Genomic DNA, 23,202 nt, shown 5'->3' with positions numbered 1-23,202 from the left:
TCTCAGGCCCAGTAGCCCCAGTATGCGGGACTGTAATACGTGGTTTCGGATCCGCCGTGCCAGGACACGAACGCGGTCGCGTCCGATGTGACGTCGAGATTATCGAGATGCGCGACGACGTCTCCCCTCAGGGTCACAACGAGGTGGTCCCAGCTTTCCGGGTCCGGCCTCAGCTGAAGCCAACCGTCACCGGGTGAATAGTTTCCGGTCGCGATCCAGAAGCTCAGGTCGATCGCATCTTCCGACGTGTCGAAGTCGGTGATCCGCGCCGCGATAGCCGGGTCCTCGGTGTCAGGGTCGTAGAGATGCGCGACGAACACGTCTCGACCACCGCCGCCGGTCATGACCGATCCGGGGCTCGACAGGATGATCTCGTCCGCGCCCGTTCCGGTGAGGCCCGTCGCACCCGAGACGATTTCGACATTCGCTCCCGGAGGGTTCGTCGAGGAGATGCTGTCCGCCGTATAGCCGAAGGTTCCGGGGCTCGTGCCTACCTCGATCGTGCCATCGGTTGAGAGCGAGGCGGGGGATGTCACCCCCCGAACGGCAAGGCCTTCCGCACCATCGTTCACGAGCAGGGCCGATTGAGGAATGGAAATCAGCCCTGTCTGGGTCGTGATGACCCGGTCGTCTGCAAGATCCGGAGGCGCGAGCTGGATGGACAGCTCCGCGGTTGAGCTTGAGCCGTGCGGATCGACGAGGCTGTACTCGAATCTGTCGAACTCGCCCGGCGAGAACGTTCCGCTGCCGACCTGATATTCGTAGTTGCCATCCTCGTGAAGGATCAGGGTCCCGTAATTTCCAGCGACCGTCGCAGGCGAGTCCGCGCTGTCGATCGCTATGAAGGATCCCGACGCGCTGTAGGCTCCGGAAACTAGAAGGAGGCCGGTCTCGCCTTGATCAGGATCGGTGTCGTTGGCGAGCACGTTCCCCGCGGCCTCTCCGCCCGACAAGGCATTCTCGTCGTTTTCGCCCACGGGCCCGTCGTTCCATCCCTCGATCGTGATGGTGACCGTGCGTCTCGTTCCGTCGGCCGCGACGAGGTCGAAGCTGTCGGTCGCGAGGTCGCCCTCGGCGAGCGCGGTGACAGCCGGGTTCTCCCAGTCCAGCCAGTACTCCCAGGTGAAGCCGTCGGACTCGCTCTCGTAGACCCAGTAGATCCCGTGGCCGTTCTCGGTCGCTCCGTCTTCGACCAGGGTAGCCGTGTTCTCGCCGTCGGGATCGAAGACGGTGAAATTCTGGCTGGCCCAAATGCCTTCGTTCCCAACGAAGCCCGTATAGGTGCCGGTTCCAGCTTCGCCTTCGTTGAAGACAGCGGGGTCGTTCACGGGCGCGATCTCGATCGACACCGTTCCCGTGCTCGTGGCGCCCGCAGCGTCCGTGACCGTGTAGGTGAAGCTGTCCGTGCCGGAGAAGTCGGCGGGCGGCGTATAGGTGAAGTTGCCCGTCGTCGTGTCGAAGGAGATCGTGCCGCTATTGGCCGAGTAGAACGACGCCGAGTAGGTCAGCGTGTCCCCGGAATCGGGATCCGAGCCGGGCAGGATGCCGCCGAGGGCCGTGTCCTCCTCCGTCGTGAAGGCGGCATCCTCGGCGGTGGGGGCGTCGTTCGCCCCGGTCACCGTGACCGTGAGGCTGGCTGTGCTCGCCGCTCCGTGCTCGTCGGTAACCCGGTACGTGAAGGTGTCGGTCGCCGTCTCGCCCTGGGCGAGCGCCTGGGCCGCCGCGTGGTCGGCCACGTAGCTGTAGGTGCCGTCGCTGGCGATCGTGACGGTGCCGTAGACGCCGGACGCACTGCTCGCGAAGCTGCCGGAGCCGGCGGAGGCCCGGATGCCCGTGACGGTCAGGACGGCGTCGCTGTCCGGATCGGTGTCGTTCGTGAGGACGTTCCCTGTCGAGGTCGCATCCTCCGCGACATCGCCGGTGTCCGCGACGGCCGTCGGGGCGTCGTTCGCGCCGGTCACCGTGACCGTGAGGCTGGCCGTGCTCGCCGCCCCGTGCTCGTCGGTGATCCGGTACGTGAAGATGTCGGTCGCGGTCTCGCCCTCGGCGAGTGCCTGGGCAGCTGTGTTGTCGGCCACGTAGCTGTAGGTGCCGTCGCTGGCGATCGTGACGGTTCCGTAGATGCCGGACGCGCTGCTCGCGAAGCTGCCGGAGCCGGCGGAGGCCCGGATGCCCGTGACGGTCAGGACAGCGTCGCTGTCCGGATCGGTGTCGTTCGCGAGGACGTTGCCCGTCGCGGTCTCATCCTCCGCGACATTGCTGCTGTCCGCGAGGGCCGTCGGGGCGTCGTTCACGCCGGTGACCGTGAGGGCGACCGTGTAGGTGGCGGAGCCGCCGTTCCCGTCCGCGACCGTGTAGCTGAAGCTGTCCGGGCCGCTGTAGTCGGCGCTCGGCGTATAGGTGAAGGTGCCGGAGGCCGAGACCGCGACGCTGCCATGCTCCGGCCCGCTCGCGAGCGCATAGGTGACCGCATCGCCGTCCGGATCGGAGGCTGCGGGCAGGCTGCCTGTGACGGCTGTGTCCTCCTCCGTCGTGAAGGACCCACTTCCGGCCGTCGGCGGGTTGTTTACGCCGGTCACGGAGAACGTCAGCGTCGCGGTGCTGCGCGCCCCGTGAGTGTCGACGACCTCGTAGAGGAAGCTGTCCTCGGCCGTCTCGCCGGCCGGCAACCCGTCCGAGCGATCCGCCGTGTAGAAATAGGTCCCGTCGGGATAGAGCGTCAGCGTGCCGTAGAGGCCCTCAATCGTAAGGCCTGCCGCCGGCACGGTCGTGAAGGTCCCGGACCCCGAGCCCGCTCGGGCAGCTCCGACGAAGAGCGTATCGGTCTCGTTCGCGTCGGGATCGGAATCATTCGCCAACACGCCATCGGAACGGCTTTCCGCGGTGGCAATCCCGTTCTCCTGGACTGCGATGGTTTCCGAGGCGGAGGTCGGCCCGTCATTCGTGCCCTGGACGGTGACGCGCGCCGTCTGGCTGGTGCGCGCTCCGGTCTCGTCGACCACCTCGTAGGTGAAGCTGAACTCGCGCGTCTCGCCCTGGGCGAGGGCCTGGAAGACCGGGTGCTCCGAATCGACCTCGATCGAGCTCCCGTTCCACGAGAAGCCGGGCGGCAGGCCCTCCGGCGCATTCGCGGACCTGACATTCTCGACATGGAGGGAGGAGCCCTGCGGGTCGCTCGCCCCGGAGAGCAGATCGACGGAGAAGGTCCCGGTCCCTTCCAGACCCGTCCCCGTGACGGCGCCTGTCAGGATCGGCGCGCCGTTGCTCTCGACCCGCAGGTTGTCGATCAGGAGCGTAGAGGCGACGGCCCCGTCCCCCGTATCGAAGACCGCGAAGCCGAAATGGTAGTCGCCCGATACACGCGCGGTGAAATAGAAGGTCCGCCAGCCCGTGGAGCCGAAATCGCCGACGCTCTCGACATCGGCGAGCGCGAAGATCGCATCGAGCTCGTCGATGGTGAAGACCGCGAAATCGTTGAAGGGCCGGTAATCGTCCGTGCTGAAGTTCCAGTCGAACCGCAGGGTCTGGCCCGCTTCGAGGCGGATCGCATTGGTGCGGATCGCAGAGCCGATCGTCGCGTCGTTGCTGGTATGTGTGGTGCTCTCGTCGCGGGCGAGGCTGTCGGCCGGCACGCCGAGGAAGCTCTCGATCTCGCTATAGCCGATGCTGGCCTCGGAGGAGGTCGTGATGCTGGCGGCCTGCACCCCGTCCGTGGCTTCTTGGACGAGGCTCGTGTCGCCCGCGAGGCTCCAGCCGGTGAAGCCCGTCTCGAAGCTGCCATCGACCTCGAGGCCTCCGCCGCTGCCCGTCACGGTGACTTCCACCGTCTGGGAGACGCGCGCGCCCTGGTCGTCGACGACGTCGCAGGTGAAGCGGTAGGTGCGGCTCGCGCCCGCTGCGAGATCCGCGAATTCCGGGTGGCCGGTATCGACGAGCAGCGTCCGGCCGTCCTCGGAGAGCGAGAAGCCCGGCGGAAGCTCGCCCGGCGTACCGCCTTCCGGGGCGAGGTTCTCGATGCCGAGAACCGTATCGGCATCGACGTCGCTGGCGCCTGCGAGAAGGTCGAGGGACGCTGTGCCGGTATTCTCGCCGATTGTGGCGGTGACTGGTCCGGAGACGGTCGGGGCGTCGTTGCTGCCCGTGATCGTGACCGTGATCGTCTGCTCCGTGCCGTCGGCGGAGAGGACCGCGAAGGTGTCCGTCGTCGATTGCCCGGCCTTGAGGGCCTGCACGGCGGGATTGGTGTCGTCGAGCGTGTAGCTCCACTGTCCGTCGGCCGTGATGGTGAAGGTGCCGTAGCCGTTCGCGCTCGCGGTCGGGGTCGTGACCGCCCGGAAGGCGGCCTGGCCCGCATCGGGGTCCTGGATCGTCAGCAGGCCCGTGGCAATCCCCGAACCCGGCTGGCCATCCCCGATCTCGACCGCATCGCCCGAGGTGGTGCCGGAGATCGTGGCGGGATCGTTCACGCCCTGGACCAACATCTCCACCGTCTGGGAGACGCGCGCGCCCTGGTCGTCGACGATGTCGTAGGTGAAGCGGTAGATGCGGCTCTCGCCGGCGCCGAGATCCGCGAATGCCGAGTGGCCGGTATCGACCAGCAGCGTCCGGCCGTCCTCGGAGAGCGAGAAGCCCGGCGGAAGCTCGCCCGGCGTACCGCCTTCCGGCGCGAGGTTCTCGATGCCGAGGATCGTGTCGGCATCGACGTCGCTGGCGCCTGCGAGGAGATCGAGGGATGCCGTGCCGGTATCCTCGCCGATCGTGGCGAGGACGGGCCCCGAGACGGTCGGAGCGTCGTTGCTGCCCGTGATCGTGACCGTGATCGTCTGTTGCGTGCCGTCGGCGGACAGGACCGTGAAGGTGTCCGTCGTCGATTGCCCGGCCTTGAGGGCCTGCACGGCGGGATTGGTGTCGTCGAGCGTGTAGCTCCAAAGCCCGTCGGCCGTGATCGTGAAGGTGCCGTAGCCGTTCGCGCTCGCGGTCGGGGTCGTGACCGCCCGGAAGGCGGCCTGGCCGGCATCGGGGTCCTGGATCGTGAGCAGGCCCGTGGCAATCCCCGAACCCGGCTGGCCGTCCCCGATCTCGACCGCATCGCCCGAGGTGGTGCCGGCAATCGTGGCGACGTCGTTCACGCCCTGGACCAGGAAGTCCATCCGGGCCGTGGAACTGAGGCCGCCCGCATCCGTCACCGTGTAGGTGAACGTATCGCGGCCGACCTCGCCGCTGCCGAGAGCCCGCGCGGCCGCGGCGTTCGCCGTGTAGGTGAAGGTGCCGTCGGGGTTCATGGTGAGCGTGCCGTAGGTGCCCACCGCCACGAACTGCCCGTTGACGAGCCCGGACCCGTTCCCCCCCGCGCTGCGGGCATCGGTCACCGCCAGCGTGTCGCCGGTGTCCGGATCATTGGCGTTGTCGAGAACGCTGCCGATGGTCCCCGCGCCCGAAGAGCTGCTCCCCGCGCTGCCCTGTTCCGGAAGGCTGATTTCGAAATTGGCCAGCTGCGGGGCGTCGTTGACGCCGGTCACCGTGAAGTCGAGCGTCACCAGTTCGGCATCGGCGCCGCTGCCGAGCTGATAGGTGAAGACGTCCTGCCCGACCGCACCCTGCGGCAGGGGGGCTGCCCGGTCCGCCACGTAGCTGTAGCTGCCGTCGGGGTTGATGAAGAGCGTGCCCCACTCTCCCGTAACCGCCGTCCGGTCGCCCGTGACGGCCACGAAGTCGCCCGCGTCCTGCGCCCGGCCGGCCTTGGCCAGGGTGACGACCCGCGCGGAAGCCTCCGTCTGGGCGCCGGACGACGAGCCGCCGCCGCCACCTCCAAACCCGATGGCCTGGACGGTTACGGTCGGGACCGGCGTGAAGGGGGCATCCGCGCTCGCCAGCGAGAACGGGGTCACCAGGCCGCCCGATCCCTGGAGCCCCGCGAGGGGAGGCGTGGCCGATCCGTTGCCCGGGTCGCTCGAGCCCCCGCCACCGCCGCCACCACCACCGGGCGCCGGCCCGCCCGGACCCGTCATGCCCGGCAGCAGCGGGTTCGCCGCGCTGATCGCCGCGATCTGGTAGACGATGGCGGCCGCGAGCGCATGGTCCTGCATCTCGGCCGGTGACAGCTGCTGCACCGACACCGTGCCGCTCGGGGAGACGGTCGTGACCTGGCCCGCCTGCGAGATCGTGGCGATGATGTCGCCCGCCTGGTTCCGGAGGACGAAGGACCCGACCCGGCCGTCGGATTCCTGGATGACGGCGAAGCTCGTGGTGCCGTTATTGGCGTCGATATCCGCCTTAACGAGCGTGCCGCGGATGCCCATCGTGGCGACGGGCGTGCCGACGCGCATCTCGCCGCTCTTGGCGATCTGGCCTGCCAGGAAGGTGACGGAACCCTGGACGATGTTGAGCAGCGCGGAGTTCTGCGCTCCTCCGGCCTGGTACACCATGTCGTTCAGCACCATCCGGGCGCCCGCGCCCAGGCTGAACGTCGATCCGTCGATGAAGGTGATGCCCAGCGAGGATCCCCGATCCGTCTGGACGACGTCGCCCTTGAAGACCAGGTCGCCCTGGTTGACGACGACGGGGGTGCCGTTGCGGATGACGGTCGCCTGGCCCGTGACCGTCTCGACCCGTCCGATGGCGGCCTGCGGTGCCGGGGGGGTGGCCTGGGCGTAGCGAAGCCCGTCTTCCGAGATCGCCAGCGCGGCGACGACGTCGCCCGTCAGGAAGGCGCCATCGGGCCCCTCCAGGGTAGGACGTTTCGCTGCCCGGAAGTAGTCGCTGATCAGAAGGCGGGACGTCTCGTTCTCTATGACGAGGTCGAACCCCTCCCGGCTGTACTCACCCTGAAACATCAGGTGAGCATCGGGAATCCGTACGCTCTCGGCCGAATCAAGATCGATTTCGATCTGACGCAACGGCTTGGCGGATGCGAGCGGCAGGTCGAACCAGCCGCCGGCCAAGTCTTCGGTCAACACGGCCCGTAGCTCCCCCAATGCTCCGGTGTAACCACGATGCACTTTGGCCGTGGCCCGGAGCGGATTGATCTCCGCAGATGTCGTCCCGCTTACGGTACGACTACCATAGGCCAAGCCGCCCCGTCAGCCGGAAGCTGCACGCCTATGTCCGGATAGTTCGGGGTGTGGCATTTCAGGAGGATGTCGTGGCCCCGGCAGCGTCTGTTTCGCGGGCGGAACCTTCGCTTAACCCTAAATTCAGGGCGGGAACTTAGCTTTGCCCGGCAGAGGGCCTCAGGTGTGCCCGAGCCGGCGGGGCGCCACGAGAGCACATGGATATCGCAACCGGACTCGGGCTGCTGGGGGGCATCGGTGTCGTCGTCGGCCTCATCATGATCGATGGCGGCAACTTCGCCGCCTACTACGACAAGCACGCCGTCATTGTGATCCTGGGCGGCGCGACCGCCGCCACGATGACCCGCTTCCCGTTCTCGGTCATCGCGCATGGGCTCCCCATGGGCATCAAGGTCGCGTTCGGCACGCGCACCATGCATCCGCGCGACCTCATCGAGGAATTCACGAAGATCGCCGACCTGATGCGCAAGGGCGGCCCGATGGCGCTCGAATCCGTGGCGATCAGGGACCCGTTCCTGGCGCAGGGCGTGCGCTACCTCGTCGACGGCTACGACAAGGACTTCATCCGCGACACGATGGAGAAGGACCGCGACAACTTCCTGATGCGGCTGGACGAAGGCTCGAAGGTCTATCGCGCCTACGGCGACTGCGCCCCGGCCTGGGGCATGATCGGCACCATCCTGGGCATGGTGACCATGTTCGCGAACATGTCGGATCCTTCAAAGCTCGGCCCCGCCATGGCGACCGCCCTGCTCGCCACCCTCTACGGGGCGGTGATCGCGAACCTGTTCTGCCTTCCCCTGGCCGACAAGCTGCACGTGAAGATGGAGGAGGAGGACATCTCCCGCTCCCTCATCATCGACGGCGTCCTGCTGCTCCGGGATTCCAAGAGCCCCGCCGTGGTCAAGGAGATGCTGGTCGCCTACCTGCCGGAGCACCACCGCGCCGAGTTCGCCGAGGCGGTCTGAGCGAGGCTGAGAGGTGGCGCGGCGAAAGAAGGGCGGAGCCCACGGCGGTCACGGCTGGTTCGTGACCTTCGCCGACCTCATGGCGCTCCTCATGAGCTTCTTCGTGATGATCGCCGCCTATTCCACGCAGGACCAGAAGAAGCTCCAGCTGGTTGCCGGCTCGATGCGCGACGCCTTCGGCGTGATCAAGGAGAGCCGCTACGCGGGCATCGTCGAGCAGGATGGGATCCCTGTGAAGGCCCATGTGCGGAACCTGCAGAAGGTGCCGCCCGAGCACGCGACCGACAGGCCGCGACCGGGGCAGATGGATCTCGACCCGGCCAATCGCGACCTCACGGGGGCCGGTTTCTCGCAGGCCGCGGCGGCACTTCGCCAGGCGCTTCAGGACCTTCCGGACGTGGCGGAGCTTTCCAAGAACATCATCATCGAGGACACGACGGACGGGATGAACCTGTCCCTGATCGACCAGGACGGCCGCTCGATGTTCGGGGTCGGGTCGACCCAGCCCTACGACCGGACCCGGCGCATTCTCGAGCACATCGCACCGACCCTCCGGCGGGTGAACCATCGGGTTTCCATCACGGGCCATACGGCGACGAACCGTCCCGGCCAGCGGCCCGAAGGGCCCGCCTGGGACCTGTCGGCCGGGCGGGCGACGGTGGTGCGCGAGGTCCTCGCCTCGAGCGGCGTGCCGGACGACCGATTCGCGAGCGTTGCCGGCAAGGCCGATGTCGAGCCCATGTTCCCGGACAACCCGTACCTCGCCGCGAACCGGCGCGTGACCATCACGCTGATGAACGAGGCGCCGCCTCTTCCTCCCGGCCTGAGGCCCTGAGCCCGGTCAGGCCGGGGCCGGACCTCGCGCCGGCTCGGCGCCGGAGCGATCCTCCCGCCGGTCCTTGCGCGGCGACCCCTTGTCGCCGCCCTCGCGTGGAGGCGGGCCGGATTTGCGCTGCTCGGCCGCGATCGCGTCCGCGATGTGCTGGAGCGCCGCCTGGACCTGTTCCAGCCCGGCGATGTTCGTGATCGCGGGACCCGGCATCGGGATGATGCCCTCCGCGACGAGAGCCTTGAACACCGCGAAGTTCAGGTCGCTCTGGACGCGGCCCTGCTTGGTGACGTCGTCGACGAAGCACACGAGATCGAGGTCGAGCGATGACCCTCCGATCGCCTTGAACAGCACCCGCGGCGGCGGTTCGTGGAGGACGTCGCCATGCCGGCTCGCCTGCTCGATCAGGAGCTCCGCCGTGCGGGTCGGGTCCTTCTCGCGCCCGATCCCGATGGAGATGATGATCCGCCCGGTCCGGTCGCCGCGGACCCGGTTCTTCACGATGCCGGAGATCAGGTTCGAGTTCGGGATGATGACGCTCGACCTGTCGTAGGTCTCGATCTCCGTCGCCCGCACGCTGATGCGCCGGACATAGCCCTCGCCGTCGCCGACCACCACGAGGTCGCCGACCCGGATCGGGCGTTCCCAGAGCAGGATGAGGCCGGAGACGAAGTTGTTCACGATCGACTGGAGGCCGAAGCCGATACCGACCGACAGCGCGCCGGCCACGATCGCGATCTTGTCGAGGCCGAGGCCGAGATAGGACAGCGCCAGCGCCGCCGCGCCGAAGAAGCCGATATATCCGGTGGCCGTCTGAATGGAGTTGCGCAGCCCCGCATCGAGCTCGGTGGTCGGCAGGAAGGTGTTCGCGAGCCAGCGCTGGATGATGCGGCTCGCGCCGATCACCCCGACGAACAGGAGCAATGCCCCGAACAGGGTCGAAAGCGAGATCGTGACGTCGCCGACCTGGAAGCCGAAGAAGGCGGCCCGGAGGTTCGAGGTGAAGTCGCCGGATTCGACTCCCCAAGGCGCGAGGGCCAGGAGGGCGACCACCAGGAACAGCACCAGGCGGGCGAGGCCGGCCGCGAGGGTGCCGAGCTGTTCGAGAGCCTTGCGCCGAAGGCCGAGATTGGCCTGCAGGGTCGTGGAAACGCGGCTCTGGCTGCGGAGGGTCTCGCCCAGGAACTCGTCTGTCAGCGCAACGCCGAGGTACAGGAGGACGGCGAGCGAGCCGATCCAAGCGATCTGGTCGATGAGGAAGGACGCCAGGGCGACGTAGCCGCCGAGGAGAGCGATCGCGACGGCGCCTATGACGGCCCAGCCGAGCAGGCGTGCGGGGCCTGCCAGGGCCGGCTCCGTCGGGACGTAGGGCCCCAGGCAACTCTCGTCCGTCTCGGTCCTGACCGCGAAGCGGCGAAGCAACTCGGCCACGATGCCCGCCGCGACCAGGACGACCACCGCCCGGGTGGCGATGGTGAGCGGGAGCCCGGCCGCGATGGCTTTGTTCAGGGCGTCCAGCACCTTGCCGGTCACCACGGTCGTGGCGAATGCGACCGCGAAGGTCGCGGTCCAGTTCGCCGGCCCGTCGTTCATCGGTGCAACCCGCCAGGCGGGACGATCGGGGGCCAGAATGGCGTCCGCCGCGGCGCGGACGAAGGCCACGAAGGCGAGCCCCGCCAACAGGGCCGCCAGCACGGGATAGAGCCGGTAGGGGAAGAGATCCGCCGTAACCAGCAGCTGGTAGACGATGAAGCTGCCCGCGGCGGCCGGAACCGCTTCGAGCAGGAGAACGCCGAAGGCGGATCTGACCTTGCGCCGGCGACCCACCTCGGTGGCGGCCTCCGAGCGTCGTATCAGCCGTGGCGCGAGGTGACGACGCGCGACATGAAGGGCAACGGCCGCGCCGATCGCCAGCCCCAGCAAGGTCAGCGTTGCGGGCGACGAGCGGCCCTCGAACCGCGATGCGGCGTCCTGCACGACGATCTGAAGGGCCTTCAGGTCGCGAGGGAACGAAGTCGTGGCGGAGACCCAGAGCTCCGGGCTGAACAGGCTGTAGCTGCGTTCGAACAGCGCATTGGTGAAGGCGGTCTTTCGCCTGTCGCTGATGGAGGTGGCGAGCTGATCCGCCTGGCCGAGCAGCGAGCGGGCGACGCGCTGGATCTCATCCGTCCGCGACAGGGCGGCCTCACGTTCGGCGCGCTCTCTCGTAACCTCCGGACCCTCGGTGCCGCCGTCCTTCGGCTTAGGCCCCAGCTGTTCGAGGAGGTTCTTGGCAGACTCGACGTACGGGGCGACGTTGGCGACGATCTCGCGGAGCCGTTCCGCGATTGGATCGATCCGGGCCCGCAGGTCCTGGAGCTCCGTCTGGGACAAGTCACCGCGCCGCAGGGCTGCCTGCAGCTGGGCCAGCTCCGCCCGAGCCGCCTCCAGGCTGGCCCGGACGCGCTCACCGGGAGATGCGCCTTGTCCGCCGGCATCCTGCGGAGGTGGCGGCTGTGCCGGCGTGGAAGGAGCGGCCTCGGTCTGAGGAGCGGGCGCAGAAACGGCTTGAGCCGCGGCCGGACCGGCCGCGGCGAGCATTGCTGCGAGAACTAACCAACGAAGCAGGAGCAAAACTCGTCTTGACCGGTCAAAGGAACCTCCGGCCGCGAGGACCGGAGGCGCGCGCTGCCGCGGCGATTACCGCGGCGTCGTGCTGCCAGTCGTACCCGCTGCGGGCGCCGCAGGCGAGGGGTAGGCGGGATTTTCGGTCGGAACCCCGGAGGTGTTCGCGGAGCTCGCGCTGTTGTTCGTCTGCTGGGCCGACGTCTGCTGCGGGCTAGTCGGCGAGGTGGAGCCCGACCAGCTCATCATGGACACCATGTAGATCCCGAGAAGCACGAGGCTTGCGACGAGCACGATGAGAACCGGGCGCCCCGGGCCGCCCTGCCGCGCACGCTGATCTGCCACTACCTTGGCCATATGCGAACCTTCTGAATCACCGTAGTTGCAAGGGTGAACGTCCCCAATCTGACGGAGTTCCGGCGCGGGCCGGCGGACCCCACTGCGACGCCGCGGCCTGTTCGAGCCACGGCAAAGGGCCTGCTGCGGGGCTCAAGCCGCTCGTTTGCGGGCGCGACGCGGCTTTCCGATTGCCGGCAGGACCTGGTCGACCCTGGACATCTCGGCCCAGGGATCGCGCTTCAGCTTCGACAGCCTCTCCCCGAGATTGGAAATGGTCAGACCGTTAGGCGCGAGATCGGGCGACAGCTCGGACCATGCGAGCGGGACCGAGACCGGGGCTCCCGGCCGGGCGCGGGTGGAATAGGCCGCGATGGCCGTCGCACCGCGGCCGTTGCGCAGGTAATCGACATAGATCAGCCCCTTCCGGGCCTGTTTCGACGCCTTCGCGATGTAGCGGTCGGGCGAATCCGCCTCCATGGCGAGGGCGAGCGCCTGGGCGAAGGTCTTCACCTCCGTCCAATCCGCCTTCGGGGTGAGGGGGATCACCACGTGCAGCCCCTTGCCGCCGGTCGTCTTGACGAAGCTTTCCAGCCCGACGGCCTTGAGCCTCTCGCGGATGTCCTTGGCTCCCGCGATCACGTCCGGCCACGCGACGTCGGGCCCGGGATCGAGGTCCATCGTGATGCGGTCCGGCCGGTCCACGTCCTCGATCCTCGCCCCCCAGGGGTGGATCTCGAGCACGCTCGCCTGGACCAGGGAGACGATGCCGCGGATGTCCTCGATGTAGAGGACCTCCTCCTCGCCGTCCTCGTCACGGACGGTCTCACGGCGGATGTCGTCCCCGAGTCCGGCCCAGGAATGCTTCTGGAAGAAGCAGCCCTTCTCGGCGCCGTTCGGGCAGCGAACCAACGAGAGCGGGCGCCCGGCGACATGCGGCAGGATCCAGTCGGCGATCCCCTCATAGAAGCGGGCGAGGTCGAGCTTGGTGATACCTTCCTCCCAGAGGACGCGGTCCGCATGGGTGAGCGCGACGCCGGCGACCTCGCTCCCGCCGCGTGATCGGAGGGAGGCGGAGCGTTTCGGTGGCGCCGCGGCGGGCGGCTCGCCCTTCGGCAGCTCGAGCATGACCTCCTCGGCGGTCTTGTCGTCTCTGAGGCCCTTGAAGGCGGCGTGCCGCAGCCGTCGATCCGCCGTCCAGCCGCGGAACTCGACCTCGGCTACGAGCTTCGGCTCGACCCAGGCTACCCCCCGTCGCTCCGCCGCCGAGAGCTTTGACGCGAAGGGCGAGGTTGGTCGCTTCAAGTCCTTGAGTTTTCGGAAGATCTGCCGAGCCGATTCCGCCGTGAACCCCGTTCCGGTCTTGCCGGCATGCTTCAGCTCCCCGCCCTCGTAGTAGCCGAGCACGAGCGAGCCGACCGCGGTGCTCGAGACGGTGGACGGCACATAGCCGGCGACCACGAATTCCTGGCGCTCGGTGCACTTGATCTTCAGCCAGTCCTCGCCGCGCCCGGACCGGTAGGGCCGGTCGCGGCGCTTGGAGATCACGCCCTCGAGGCCGAGCTGGCAGGCGCTCTTCACCATGGCGGCCCCGTCGGCCTCCATGTGCTCGCTGAAGCGCAGGACGCCGTCCTTTCGGACGGGCACGAGCGCGGAGAGCCGCGCCTTGCGCTCCTCCAGCGGCAGGCCGCGAAGGTCGTAGCCGTCCAGGTAGAGGAGGTCGAAGGCGTAGAGGACCGCGTTCCTGGCGGCCTTCCCATGCTCGTCGGACAGTGCGTTCTGCAGGGCGGAGAAGTCCGGCAGCCCGTTCTGGTCCTCGACCACCGCCTCGCCGTCGAGGATCGCGGTCTTCACGGGCAGCGCGCTCACGGCATCGGCAATCCCCGGAAAACGGGCCGTCCAGTCGTGGCCGCGCCGGGTCAGGATGCGGGTCGATTCACCAGACTTGAACGCCATCAGCCGATAGCCGTCCCACTTGATCTCGTGGATCCAGTTCGGCCCGCGAGGCACGTCCGCAGCGAGCGTCGCGAGGCAGGGCGCGATGGCCTCGGGCATCGCGGCCTTCGTGCCTCCCCTCGCGAGCTTTCCGATATCCGGGCTTGGCGGCCCGTTCGGGTCCGGCAGCGCAGCAGCCGTGTCCCCCGCGGGCTTGGCCTTCGCCGCCGCCTTCCTTTTCCGAGTAGGGGCCGCGGCCGCCTTCTTGGCCTCGCGCTCCTCGGCCGCCATGCCGCGATTGGAGTTCCAGACGGCGCTGCCCTTGTCGTTCGCGATCTCGTCGAGCGTTCGGCCCGTCACGACGGAGAGCGGCATCTCCTCCAGGATGTCGGGGTCGGCGGCACCGCGTGCAAAGTCGTCGTCCGACTTGATGAGGAGCCAGGCCTCCTGCTTCTCGCGCGGCCTGGGCTTCAGCCGCACGAGGTGGAAGCGTCCGTGCAGCTTCTCGCCGTCGAGCCGGAAATCGAGATGGCCCTTGGCCATCCCCTTGCGCGGGTCTCCTTCCGGCTCCCAACGGCCACGGTCCCAGATGAGGACCGTGCCGCCGCCATACTGCCCCTTCGGGATCGTGCCTTCGAAGGTGTTGTAGGCGATGGGGTGGTCCTCGACATGGACCGCGAGCCGCTTCTCGCCCGGGATGAGGCTTGGACCCTTGGTCACCGCCCAGCTCAGCATGACGCCGTCGAGCTCGAGCCTCAGGTCGTAGTGGAGGCGCGTGGCGGCATGTTTCTGGATGACGAAGGAGAAGCCGCCGGTATCGCCCGGATCCCCCTCCGGCTCCGGCGTCTTCTCGAAATCCCGCTTCGCGCGATAGGCGGCAAGCTTGGCCATGGCGCGAGTCAAATCGCCCGATGCCAAGCTGTTCCAGCGCTTGAAGGCTTCTCGCGATCGGAGTTCCTTGCGCGATGCGACCCCACCCCAGTAAAGCCCTATGCGCGCCGCGCCCTTTTCCCGGCGCCGCGAAGGGACGACGAGGCGATAGCCGGCTCATGAACGCCAATCTTTTCCAGCGGATTTCCGATGCGGTCGCCGATACGGCCAAGGTCGCCATCGAGACGAGTGCGGGCCGCCGCTACACCTACGAGGACCTGATCCTCGGCTCCGGGCGCTTCGCCAACGCGCTCGTCGACCGCGGCGTGAAGCCCGGCGATCGCGTCGCCGTGCAGGTCGAGAAGTCGGTCGAGGCCGTGATCCTCTACTTGGCCTGCCTGCGGGCCGGGGCCGTCTACCTGCCGCTGAACACGGCCTACACGCTGGCCGAACTCGAATATTTCATCGGCGATGCCGAGCCGGCCCTCGTCGTGTGCGATCCCAAGATGCGCGAAGGCCTCGCGCCGGTCGCGGAGCGCGCCGGCGCAGCGCTCGAGACGCTGGACCGGGACGGAAAGGGCTCGATCGTCGACCTGGCCGAGGGTGATTCCCGCGCCTTCCCGACGGCCATCGTCGGCGAGGACGACCTTGCAGCCATCCTCTACACGTCGGGCACGACGGGCCGGTCGAAGGGCGCCATGCTGACCCATGGCAACCTCGTCTCGAACGCCCTGACCCTGAAGGATTACTGGCGCTTCACGTCCGAGGACGTGCTCTTGCACGCGCTGCCCATCTACCACACGCACGGGCTGTTCGTGGCGTCGAACGTGACCTTCATCTCCGACGCGTCCATGATCTTCTGCCCGCGCTTCGACCCGGACGAGATCATGCGGCTGATGCCGCGCGCGACCGCCATGATGGGCGTGCCGACCTTCTACACGCGCCTGCTCAGGCATCCGGGGCTCACCCAGGAGGCCACGGCGCATATGCGCCTGTTCGTGTCGGGCTCCGCGCCGCTCCTTGCGGAGACCCATCGCGAGTGGCGGGACAAGACCGGTCACGCCATCCTCGAGCGCTACGGCATGACTGAGACGGGCATGAACACGTCCAACCCCTATGAGGGCGACCGCATCGCCGGCACGGTCGGGTTCCCGCTGCCCGAGGTGGAGATCCGCGTCGTGGACCCGGATTCGGGCCAGGAGCTCGCGGCCGGCGAGGTCGGCATGATCGAAGTGCGCGGCCCCAACGTCTTCAAGGGCTACTGGCGCATGCCGGAGAAGACGGCGGCCGAGATCAAGCCGGACGGCTTCTTCATCACGGGCGATCTCGGGAAGATCGACGAGGCGGGCTATGTCCACATCGTCGGGCGCGGCAAGGACCTGATCATCACGGGCGGCTTCAACGTCTACCCGAAGGAGGTCGAGACCGAGATCGACCTCCTGCCGGGCGTGGTCGAGAGCGCCGTCATCGGCTTGCCCCATCCCGATTTCGGCGAGGGCGTCACGGCCGTCGTGGTGAAGGACAAGGACGCCGCGATCGACGAGGCGGCCGTGCACGCGGCCCTCGAGGGGCGGCTCGCCAAGTTCAAGCTGCCCAAGCGCGTGATCTTCGTCGACGACCTTCCCCGCAACACGATGGGCAAGGTCCAGAAGAACGTGCTGCGGCAGGAGAACGCCGCGCTCTACGGCGCGGCCTGACGGGGCTCAGGAGAGAACGCGCTCGACCTTGCTGACCGCCGGCTTGGCCCGAAGCTCCGAGATGATCGCATTGAGGTGCTTCAGGTCGAACACGGTGAGGTCGATGGTGACCTCGGTGAAGTCGGGCGTGCGGCGTTTCATCGAGACGTTGTCGATGTTGCCGTTATGGTCCGCGATGACCTGCGCGATCGTCGCGAGGCTGCCCGGCTCGTTGATGGACTGAAGCGCGAGCCTGCTCGGGAAGCGCCGTTCCTCGCCGGGCTCCACGTCCCAGCGGACGTCGATCCAGCTTTCGGGGTCATTGTCGAACGCCGCCAGGGCGGGGCTCTGGATCGGGTAGATCGTGACGCCTTCGCCCTTCGTCAGGATGCCGACGATGCGATCGCCCGGCACCGCGCCGCCATTCGGGGCGAAGCGGATCGGCAGGTCCGATTCGATGCCCCGGATAGGGATCGCGTTGGCCGAGGGGCCACCGGCGCCGTTCTGGCCCGAGCGGCTGGCTCGCGCCTCGTCGCGTTCGCTCCCGGCCCGCCGCTCCTCCTTGTAGTCGGGATAGACGCCGCGAACGACGTCGCCTGAGAACATCTCCCCGCGCCCGACGGCCGACAGGACGTCCTCGATTGAGGTCCGGGCGAGCCGGGGCAGGGCGCCCTTGAGCTTGTCGTCCGAGAAGGCCTTCCCGGCGCGCTGGAAGGCGCGCTCCAGGATCTGCCGCCCGAGCCCGGCATATTGCCGGCGCACGGAAGCCCGGGTCGCACGCCGGATGGCGGCACGGGCCTTTCCGGTCGCGACCAGCCCCTCCCAGGCCGGGGGAGGCAATTGCCCGTCGGCCCGGACGATCTCGACCTCGTCGCCGTTCTGCAGCTCGTTGAACAGCGGCGACATGCGGCCGTTGATCTTCGCGCCCACGGCCGAGTTGCCGACATCGGTGTGGACCGCATAGGCGAAGTCGATCGCGGTCGCGCCGCGGGGGAGGGCGATCAGCCGGCCCTTCGGGGTGAAGCAGAAGACCTGGTCGTGGAACAGCTCGAGCTTCGTGTGCTCGAGGAATTCCTCCGGGCTGTCGCCCTCCGCCAGGAGGTCCACGGTCCGGCGAAGCCACTGATAGGCGCGGCTCTCCGCGCCGAGCTGGGCGCCGGCCGTCTTGCCTTCCTTGTAGAGTGGGTGCGCCGCGATGCCGTACTCGGCGATCTCGTCCATCTCCTGCGTCCGGATCTGCAACTCGACGCGCTGCGATTGCGGCCCGATGACGGTGGTGTGGAGAGAGCGGTAGTCGTTCTGCTTCGGGGTCGAGATGTAGTCCTTGAAGCGCCCCGGCACCATCGGCCAGGCCGTGTGGACGATGCCGAGCGCCTGGTAGCAATCGCCGGGGGTCCCGACGAGGATGCGGAAGCCGTAGACGTCCGAGAGCTGCTCGAAGGCGAGCGACTTGCGCTCCATCTTCCGCCACACGGAATAGACCCGCTTCTGCCGGCCGAACACCTTGGCCTCGAGACCCTTCGCGGCCAGCTTCTCCTTCAGCGCGCTCTCGATCTCGTCGACCAAGCCGTGATTCCGGTCGGTAAGATCCTTCAGCCGCCTGCTGATCGTCTCGTAGGCCTCGGGATTGAGGTTCTTGAAGGCGAGCTCCTCGAGCTCGTCGCGGATCTCCTGGATGCCCATGCGGCCGGCCAGCGGCGCATAGATCTCGAGCGTCTCCTCCGCGATCCGCCGGCGCTTCTCGGCCGGCATGAAGCCGAGGGTGCGCATGTTGTGCAGTCGGTCGGCGAGCTTGACGAGGAGCACGCGCAGGTCGGCCGCGATGGCGAGCAGGAGCTTGCGGAAGTTCTCGCCCTGCGCGGCCTGTTTCGAGACGAGGTCCAGCTTCTTCAGCTTGGTCAGGCCGTCGACCAGCGAGCCGATCTCCGGGCCGAAGAGCCGGTTGATCTCGTCGAGCGTGGCGCCGGTGTCCTCGATCGTATCGTGCAGGACCGCCGCCACGATGGTCGCCGCGTCCAGCCTGAGGTCCGTCAGGATGGCAGCGACCTCGAGCGGATGTGCGACGAACGGATCGCCCGAGGCCCGCTTCTGGTTGCCGTGGGCGACCATGGCATAGACGTAGGCCCGGTTGAGGAGAGCCTCGTCCGCGGACGGGTCGTAGCGCTTCACCCGCTCGACGAGCTCGAACTGCCGCATCATCGCGGGATCAGGGCCTCACCACGGGTTGCATGGAATCGATATCGGTCAGCGCCGGGCGTCTTTGCAAGCGCGTTGAATGCGGTGCGGCGGGATCGCCGGAAACCGACATTCTGAAACAGAAAAGCCCGACCAGACGGCCGGGCTTCGCAACCGGAGCCGAGCGGGAACGCTCAGCCCTCGTCTTCCTCCGTCTCGGCCGGAGGCACCAGGCCTTCGAGGCCGCGAAGGAGATCCTCTTCGCTCATCTTGTCGAACTGGATCTCCGAGTCGTCGACGGCGGAGGACGGTGCCAGGACGGTCGTGCCGCTGATCATCGGCACGGCCTCGGCCTCCGGCTCGTCCACCTCGACGTACTTCTGGAGCGAGTGGATCAGCTGCTCCTTCAGGTCGTCCGGCGTGATCGTCTCCTCGGCGATCTCCCGCAGCGCCACGACAGGGTTCTTGTCGCGGTCGCGGTCGATCGTCAGCGGGGCGCCCTGCGAGATCATTCGAGCCCGGTGGCTGGCAAGCAGCACCAGCTCGAAGCGGTTCTCGACCTTGTCGATGCAATCCTCGACGGTGACGCGCGCCATGCGGCGGCTCCTTGCGCTTCAAGCCTAATGGGGATCGCGGAGAGATAGCGCGTCCCGCTCGCAATCGCAAGAGAAACAGGCGCGACAGCCGATCTCAGTAGCAGACGTGGTAATCCTGGATCGTCCAGCCGTGAGGTCCCGGAGCTCGCCGAGGCTCGATATAGCAGTTCGAGCCATAGTAATCGCCGTAGCCGTAGCCGTCGTAGAACGGATACGCCAAGGCTCCGAGCGCCAGCCCCGCCCCGGCGAAGCCGAGCCCGCGCCGGAAGCCGCGGCCATGGAAATCGTGTCCGAAACGGGGGGCGAAAGCACCGCCACGCAATCCGGGCGCAAACCCGCCGCCGTGGAAACCGCCGAACCCGCCGGCGTGGAAGCCGCCTAGACCGCCCCCATGGAAGCCGCCGCCGAACCCACCGCCGTGAAAACCGCCGCCCCGGGCCGAGGCGGTCTCCACCGTGGCGAGCGAGGTCGCGACAAGGGCTGCCGCTCCAACTGCGAGTGTGAGGAAAGACTTGTTGGACATGACCTAACCTCCGATCTGAGGAAGATCGGGGCGGGTCGGCCGGTCGGGGATTTGGCAGAAGTCACAGCGGGCAACGCGGTGTTGTGGCGCTGCAGATCGCAACCGTAACGCGACGACGCTTGACTCTGCGCGACGTGCGGTGCGACCTCGCGCGCCATTTCAGGGCGGAAACGATAGGTATGCGAGCACTCATCTTCCCGGGGCAGGGCAGCCAGGGCGTCGGAATGGGGCAGGCGCTCGCCGAGAGCTTTCCTGCGGCCCGCGCGATCTTTCAGGAAGTCGACGACACGCTGGGCCAAGACTTGTCCGGACTGATGCGGGACGGCCCGGCCGAAGAGATCAACCTGACAGCGAATGCCCAGCCCGCCCTGATGGCGGTGAGCGTCGCGGCTTTCCGCGTGCTGCAATCGGAACTCGGGCTCGACCTGCATCGTGACGTCGCGTTCGTGGCCGGCCATTCGCTCGGCGAGTATTCGGCGCTCGTCGCGGCCGGCTGCCTGAGCGTCGCCGACGCGGCCCGACTCCTCCGAATCCGCGGCAATGCGATGCAGAAGGCCGTCCCCGTCGGACAGGGCGCCATGGCGGCGCTGCTCGGCCTCGATCGCGAGCCTGTCGAGGAGATCGCGCGCGAGGCGGCCCAGGGCGAAGTCTGCGACGTCGCCAACGATAACGGGCCCGGCCAGGTAGTCGTCTCGGGCCACGCGGCCGCGGTGCAGCGGGCCGTCACGATCGCGCAGGGCCGGGGAGCCCGTCGCGCCGTGATGCTGCCCGTCTCCGCGCCCTTCCATTGCGCCCTGATGGCGCCCGCCGCCGAAGCCATGCGCGAGGCCCTCGCCGGGGTGACCATCGCGGCCCCGGTGGTGCCCGTGGTGGCCAATATCGAGGCGGCGCCCATCACGGGCCCGGAGGACATCCGGGATGCGCTGGTGCGTCAGGTCACCGGAACGGTTCGCTGGCGCGAGAGCGTCGACCGGATGGCGCGCGACGGCGTGGACATCTTCGTCGAGGTCGGGGCCGGCAAGGTCCTCACCGGCCTCGTCAAGCGCATCGCGTCGGGCGCCAAGGCGGCTCCGTTCGGCCAGCCCGGCGATCTCGACGCCGTTCGTCCCCTTCTCGTCTCCTGAGGCGCGTCATGTTCGATCTGGAAGGCCGCAAGGCGCTGGTGACCGGTGCGACCGGTGGGATCGGCGGGTCGATTGCGCGGGCATTGCACACCCGCGGTGCGACCGTCACGCTGTCCGGCACGAGGCAGGCGGCGCTGGAAGAGCTGGCGGCTGCGCTCGGCGAGCGCGCTCACGTCGCGGCCTGCAACCTCGGTGATGCGGCCTCGGTCGAGGCGCTGGTGCCGGCGGCCGAAGCCGCGATGGGCGGGCTCGACATCCTCGTCAACAATGCCGGGGTCACGCGCGACAACCTCCTCATGCGCATGAAGGACGATGAGTGGGACACCGTGATCGCCGTGAACCTCACGGCGGCTTTTCGTCTCTCCCGCGCCGCCGTGAAGGGGATGATGCGCCGCCGCTACGGCCGAATCGTCAATATCGGCTCGGTCGTCGGGGCGATCGGCAATCCCGGCCAGGTGAACTACGCGTCGTCGAAGGCTGGCCTCGTGGGCATGACCAAGGCGCTCGCCGCAGAGGTCGCCAGCCGAAACATCACGGTCAACTGCGTCGCACCCGGCTTCATCGAATCGCCGATGACGGACGAACTGAACGACGCGCAGAAGGCGTCGATCCTCGGCACCGTGCCGATGGGGCGCCTGGGGAGCCCCGACGAGATCGCCGCTGCGGTGGTCTATCTCTCGTCCGGCGAGGCCGCCTATGTCACCGGTCACACGCTTCATGTGAATGGTGGCATGGCGCGCCTATGATCGGCGCTCGACGACCCTCGTCACCTTCGGGAGCATGTGCTAGGGACCCCCTCGGCAGCCCCCGGGGACTTGACCAGGGGCGAAAATGCGGGTTTGCACCGGCAACTATCTCGGCGGGCTTCGGCGTTGCGTTCGATCCTGAGGCCGGGGTTCAAACCGCCGGCGAGCGGATATTTTCCGGCCAAATGAGACGGGGACCAGATGAGCGATATTGCTGACCGGCTGAAGAAGATCGTTGTTGAACACCTTGGCGTCGAGCCCGAGAAGGTGACCGACAACGCGAACTTCATCGACGATCTCGGCGCCGACAGCCTCGACACGGTCGAGCTGGTCATGGCGTTCGAGGAAGAATTCAACGTCGAGATTCCGGACGATGCCGCGGAGACGATCGTGACCGTTGGTGACGCGATCCGCTTCCTCGAGAAGAACGCGGGATAAGGCGTTCGGGCGCCGGCGTTTTCGTGACGCGGCGCCCAGCCGGGGGTCAGTATGCGGCGAGTGGTCGTCACTGGGATCGGAATGGTGACCCCGCTCGGCTGCGGGGTTGAGCCAACCTGGCAGCAGCTTCTGAGCGGGAAGAGCGGGGCGGCGCGCGTCGATAGCTTCGACGTTTCCGACCTCGCCTGCCAGATTGCCTGCCAGGTTCCGCGCAGCGGAGAGGGTGCCTACAATCCGGACGATTGGATGGACCCGAAGGACCAGCGCAAGGTCGATCCTTTCATCGTCTTCGCGATGGCGGCGGCCAAGCAGGCGCTCGATGACGCCGGCTGGGATCCGCAATCCTACGAGGACCAGGTCGCATCCGGCGTACTGATCGGTTCCGGCATCGGCGGTATCGGGGGCATCTACGATGCTTCCGTGACGCTTCTTGAAAAGGGCCCGCGGCGCATCTCGCCCTTCTTCATCCCGGGCCGCATCATCAACCTGGCATCGGGTTACGTTTCGATCGCGCACGGGCTCAAGGGCCCGAACCACGCGGTCGTCACGGCCTGCTCGACCGGCGCCCATGCCATTGGCGATGCGTCGCGCCTCATCGCGCTCGGCGACGCCGACGTGATGGTGGCGGGCGGCAGCGAATCGCCGGTCAATCGGCTCTCGCTCGCCGGCTTTGCCGCGTGCCGTGCCCTGTCGACGGGATTCAACGACGCCCCGACCAAGGCCTCGCGTCCCTACGATAAGGACCGGGACGGCTTCGTGATGGGCGAGGGTGCGGGAATCGTCGTGCTCGAGGAATACGAGCACGCGAAGGCGCGCGGCGCACGGATCTACGCCGAGGTCGCCGGCTACGGACTTTCGGGCGACGCCTACCACATCACTTCGCCGTCCGAGGATGGCGATGGCGCCTACCGGTGCATGAAGGCTGCGCTCAAGCGGGCCGGCATCGAGGCCTCGGATATCGACTACATCAACGCCCACGGGACCTCGACGCCTCTCGGCGACGAGATCGAGCTCAAGGCAGTGGAGCGGCTGGTCGGGAACGCGGCCGGGAAGCTGGCGATGTCCTCGACGAAGTCGGCTGTCGGTCACCTGCTCGGGGCCGCGGGCTCCGTGGAGGCGATCTTCTCGCTGCTCGCGATGCGCGACGGGATCGCGCCTCCGACGCTCAACCTCGACAACCCCTCGGTGGATACGCCGATCGATCTCGTTCCGCACACGGCCAAGCCGCGGCAGATCGATACCGTGCTCTCCAACTCTTTCGGCTTCGGCGGCACCAACGCATCGCTTGTCTTCCGGCGAGCGGCGTGACCTG

The 23,202-nt window shown here is 67.9% G+C and carries 14 protein-coding genes; 7 read left to right on the top strand and 7 right to left on the bottom strand.

Annotated elements, in window-relative coordinates; all coding sequences use genetic code 11:
- Positions 1-2: 2 nt before the first annotated feature.
- Positions 3-6,956: a VCBS domain-containing protein gene (locus tag ACO2SS_RS11935; protein WP_423277880.1), complete on the bottom strand. Its 6,954-nt coding sequence runs from the start codon at positions 6,954-6,956 to the stop codon at positions 3-5.
- A 311-nt stretch (positions 6,957-7,267) separates the two neighbouring features.
- On the opposite strand from ACO2SS_RS11935, the gene ACO2SS_RS11930 reads away from it, so the two are divergent.
- The gene (locus tag ACO2SS_RS11930) at positions 7,268-8,038 is read left to right on the top strand and encodes a motility protein A (protein ID WP_423277879.1); all 771 of its coding nucleotides are present in this window, start codon (positions 7,268-7,270) and stop codon (positions 8,036-8,038) included.
- A 13-nt stretch (positions 8,039-8,051) separates the two neighbouring features.
- The gene (locus ACO2SS_RS11925; protein ID WP_423277878.1) at positions 8,052-8,873 is read left to right on the top strand and encodes an OmpA/MotB family protein; all 822 of its coding nucleotides are present in this window, start codon (positions 8,052-8,054) and stop codon (positions 8,871-8,873) included.
- A 6-nt stretch (positions 8,874-8,879) separates the two neighbouring features.
- On the opposite strand, the gene ACO2SS_RS11920 is transcribed toward ACO2SS_RS11925, so the two are convergent.
- The 3 genes from ACO2SS_RS11920 to ligD form a co-directional block, all read right to left on the bottom strand.
- Complete coding sequence (locus tag ACO2SS_RS11920; RefSeq protein WP_423277877.1) at positions 8,880-11,240, bottom strand: DUF3772 domain-containing protein; 2,361 nt, start codon at positions 11,238-11,240, stop codon at positions 8,880-8,882.
- 306 nt (positions 11,241-11,546) lie between these two features.
- Entirely contained in the window at positions 11,547-11,828 is a 282-nt protein-coding gene (locus tag ACO2SS_RS11915) for a hypothetical protein (protein ID WP_423277876.1), read from the bottom strand.
- Positions 11,829-11,960: 132 nt separating this feature from the next.
- The gene (gene ligD, locus ACO2SS_RS11910) at positions 11,961-14,633 is read right to left on the bottom strand and encodes a DNA ligase D (protein WP_423277875.1); all 2,673 of its coding nucleotides are present in this window, start codon (positions 14,631-14,633) and stop codon (positions 11,961-11,963) included.
- Positions 14,634-14,791: 158 nt separating this feature from the next.
- Between ligD and ACO2SS_RS11905 the strand changes: the two genes are divergently transcribed.
- The gene (locus ACO2SS_RS11905) at positions 14,792-16,309 is read left to right on the top strand and encodes a malonate--CoA ligase (protein WP_423277874.1); all 1,518 of its coding nucleotides are present in this window, start codon (positions 14,792-14,794) and stop codon (positions 16,307-16,309) included.
- 6 nt (positions 16,310-16,315) lie between these two features.
- On the opposite strand, the gene ACO2SS_RS11900 is transcribed toward ACO2SS_RS11905, so the two are convergent.
- The 3 genes from ACO2SS_RS11900 to ACO2SS_RS11890 form a co-directional block, all read right to left on the bottom strand.
- A complete protein-coding gene (locus ACO2SS_RS11900; protein WP_423277873.1) occupies positions 16,316-18,487 on the bottom strand; it encodes a RelA/SpoT family protein in 2,172 nt (723 codons plus the stop codon).
- 170 nt (positions 18,488-18,657) lie between these two features.
- Entirely contained in the window at positions 18,658-19,059 is a 402-nt protein-coding gene (gene rpoZ / locus ACO2SS_RS11895; RefSeq protein WP_423277872.1) for a DNA-directed RNA polymerase subunit omega, read from the bottom strand.
- 94 nt (positions 19,060-19,153) lie between these two features.
- Complete coding sequence (locus ACO2SS_RS11890; protein WP_423277871.1) at positions 19,154-19,582, bottom strand: hypothetical protein; 429 nt, start codon at positions 19,580-19,582, stop codon at positions 19,154-19,156.
- A gap of 179 nt (positions 19,583-19,761) precedes the next feature.
- On the opposite strand from ACO2SS_RS11890, the gene fabD reads away from it, so the two are divergent.
- The 4 genes from fabD (at position 19,762) to fabF (ending at position 23,198) form a co-directional block, all read left to right on the top strand.
- Complete coding sequence (fabD, locus tag ACO2SS_RS11885; RefSeq protein ID WP_423277870.1) at positions 19,762-20,706, top strand: ACP S-malonyltransferase; 945 nt, start codon at positions 19,762-19,764, stop codon at positions 20,704-20,706.
- An 8-nt stretch (positions 20,707-20,714) separates the two neighbouring features.
- A complete protein-coding gene (fabG, locus tag ACO2SS_RS11880; RefSeq protein WP_423277869.1) occupies positions 20,715-21,452 on the top strand; it encodes a 3-oxoacyl-[acyl-carrier-protein] reductase in 738 nt (245 codons plus the stop codon).
- Between the two features lie 201 nt (positions 21,453-21,653).
- Complete coding sequence (locus ACO2SS_RS11875; RefSeq protein WP_423277868.1) at positions 21,654-21,890, top strand: acyl carrier protein; 237 nt, start codon at positions 21,654-21,656, stop codon at positions 21,888-21,890.
- Between the two features lie 51 nt (positions 21,891-21,941).
- Positions 21,942-23,198 carry a beta-ketoacyl-ACP synthase II gene (gene fabF, locus ACO2SS_RS11870; RefSeq protein WP_423277867.1) on the top strand — a complete coding sequence of 419 codons (1,257 nt, stop codon included), beginning with the start codon at positions 21,942-21,944 and terminating at the stop codon, positions 23,196-23,198.
- Positions 23,199-23,202: the final 4 nt, after the last annotated feature.

This window comes from Enterovirga sp. CN4-39, assembly GCF_049446235.1.
Lineage (GTDB): Bacteria > Pseudomonadota > Alphaproteobacteria > Rhizobiales > Beijerinckiaceae > Enterovirga.
Note: the sequence above shows the minus strand (reverse complement) of the source record. Positions and strands in the feature narration are given on the sequence as shown.

Coding starts and splice junctions, on each gene's coding strand:
- ACO2SS_RS11930 (WP_423277879.1), top strand. CDS start 7,268: ATGGATATCGCAACCGGACTCGGGCTGCTGGGGGGCATCGGTGTCGTC.
- ACO2SS_RS11915 (WP_423277876.1), bottom strand. CDS start 11,828: ATGGCCAAGGTAGTGGCAGATCAGCGTGCGCGGCAGGGCGGCCCGGGG.
- ligD (WP_423277875.1), bottom strand. CDS start 14,633: ATGGCCAAGCTTGCCGCCTATCGCGCGAAGCGGGATTTCGAGAAGACG.
- ACO2SS_RS11905 (WP_423277874.1), top strand. CDS start 14,792: ATGAACGCCAATCTTTTCCAGCGGATTTCCGATGCGGTCGCCGATACG.
- ACO2SS_RS11900 (WP_423277873.1), bottom strand. CDS start 18,487: ATGATGCGGCAGTTCGAGCTCGTCGAGCGGGTGAAGCGCTACGACCCG.
- rpoZ (WP_423277872.1), bottom strand. CDS start 19,059: ATGGCGCGCGTCACCGTCGAGGATTGCATCGACAAGGTCGAGAACCGC.
- ACO2SS_RS11890 (WP_423277871.1), bottom strand. CDS start 19,582: ATGTCCAACAAGTCTTTCCTCACACTCGCAGTTGGAGCGGCAGCCCTT.
- fabD (WP_423277870.1), top strand. CDS start 19,762: ATGCGAGCACTCATCTTCCCGGGGCAGGGCAGCCAGGGCGTCGGAATG.
- fabG (WP_423277869.1), top strand. CDS start 20,715: ATGTTCGATCTGGAAGGCCGCAAGGCGCTGGTGACCGGTGCGACCGGT.
- ACO2SS_RS11875 (WP_423277868.1), top strand. CDS start 21,654: ATGAGCGATATTGCTGACCGGCTGAAGAAGATCGTTGTTGAACACCTT.
- fabF (WP_423277867.1), top strand. CDS start 21,942: ATGCGGCGAGTGGTCGTCACTGGGATCGGAATGGTGACCCCGCTCGGC.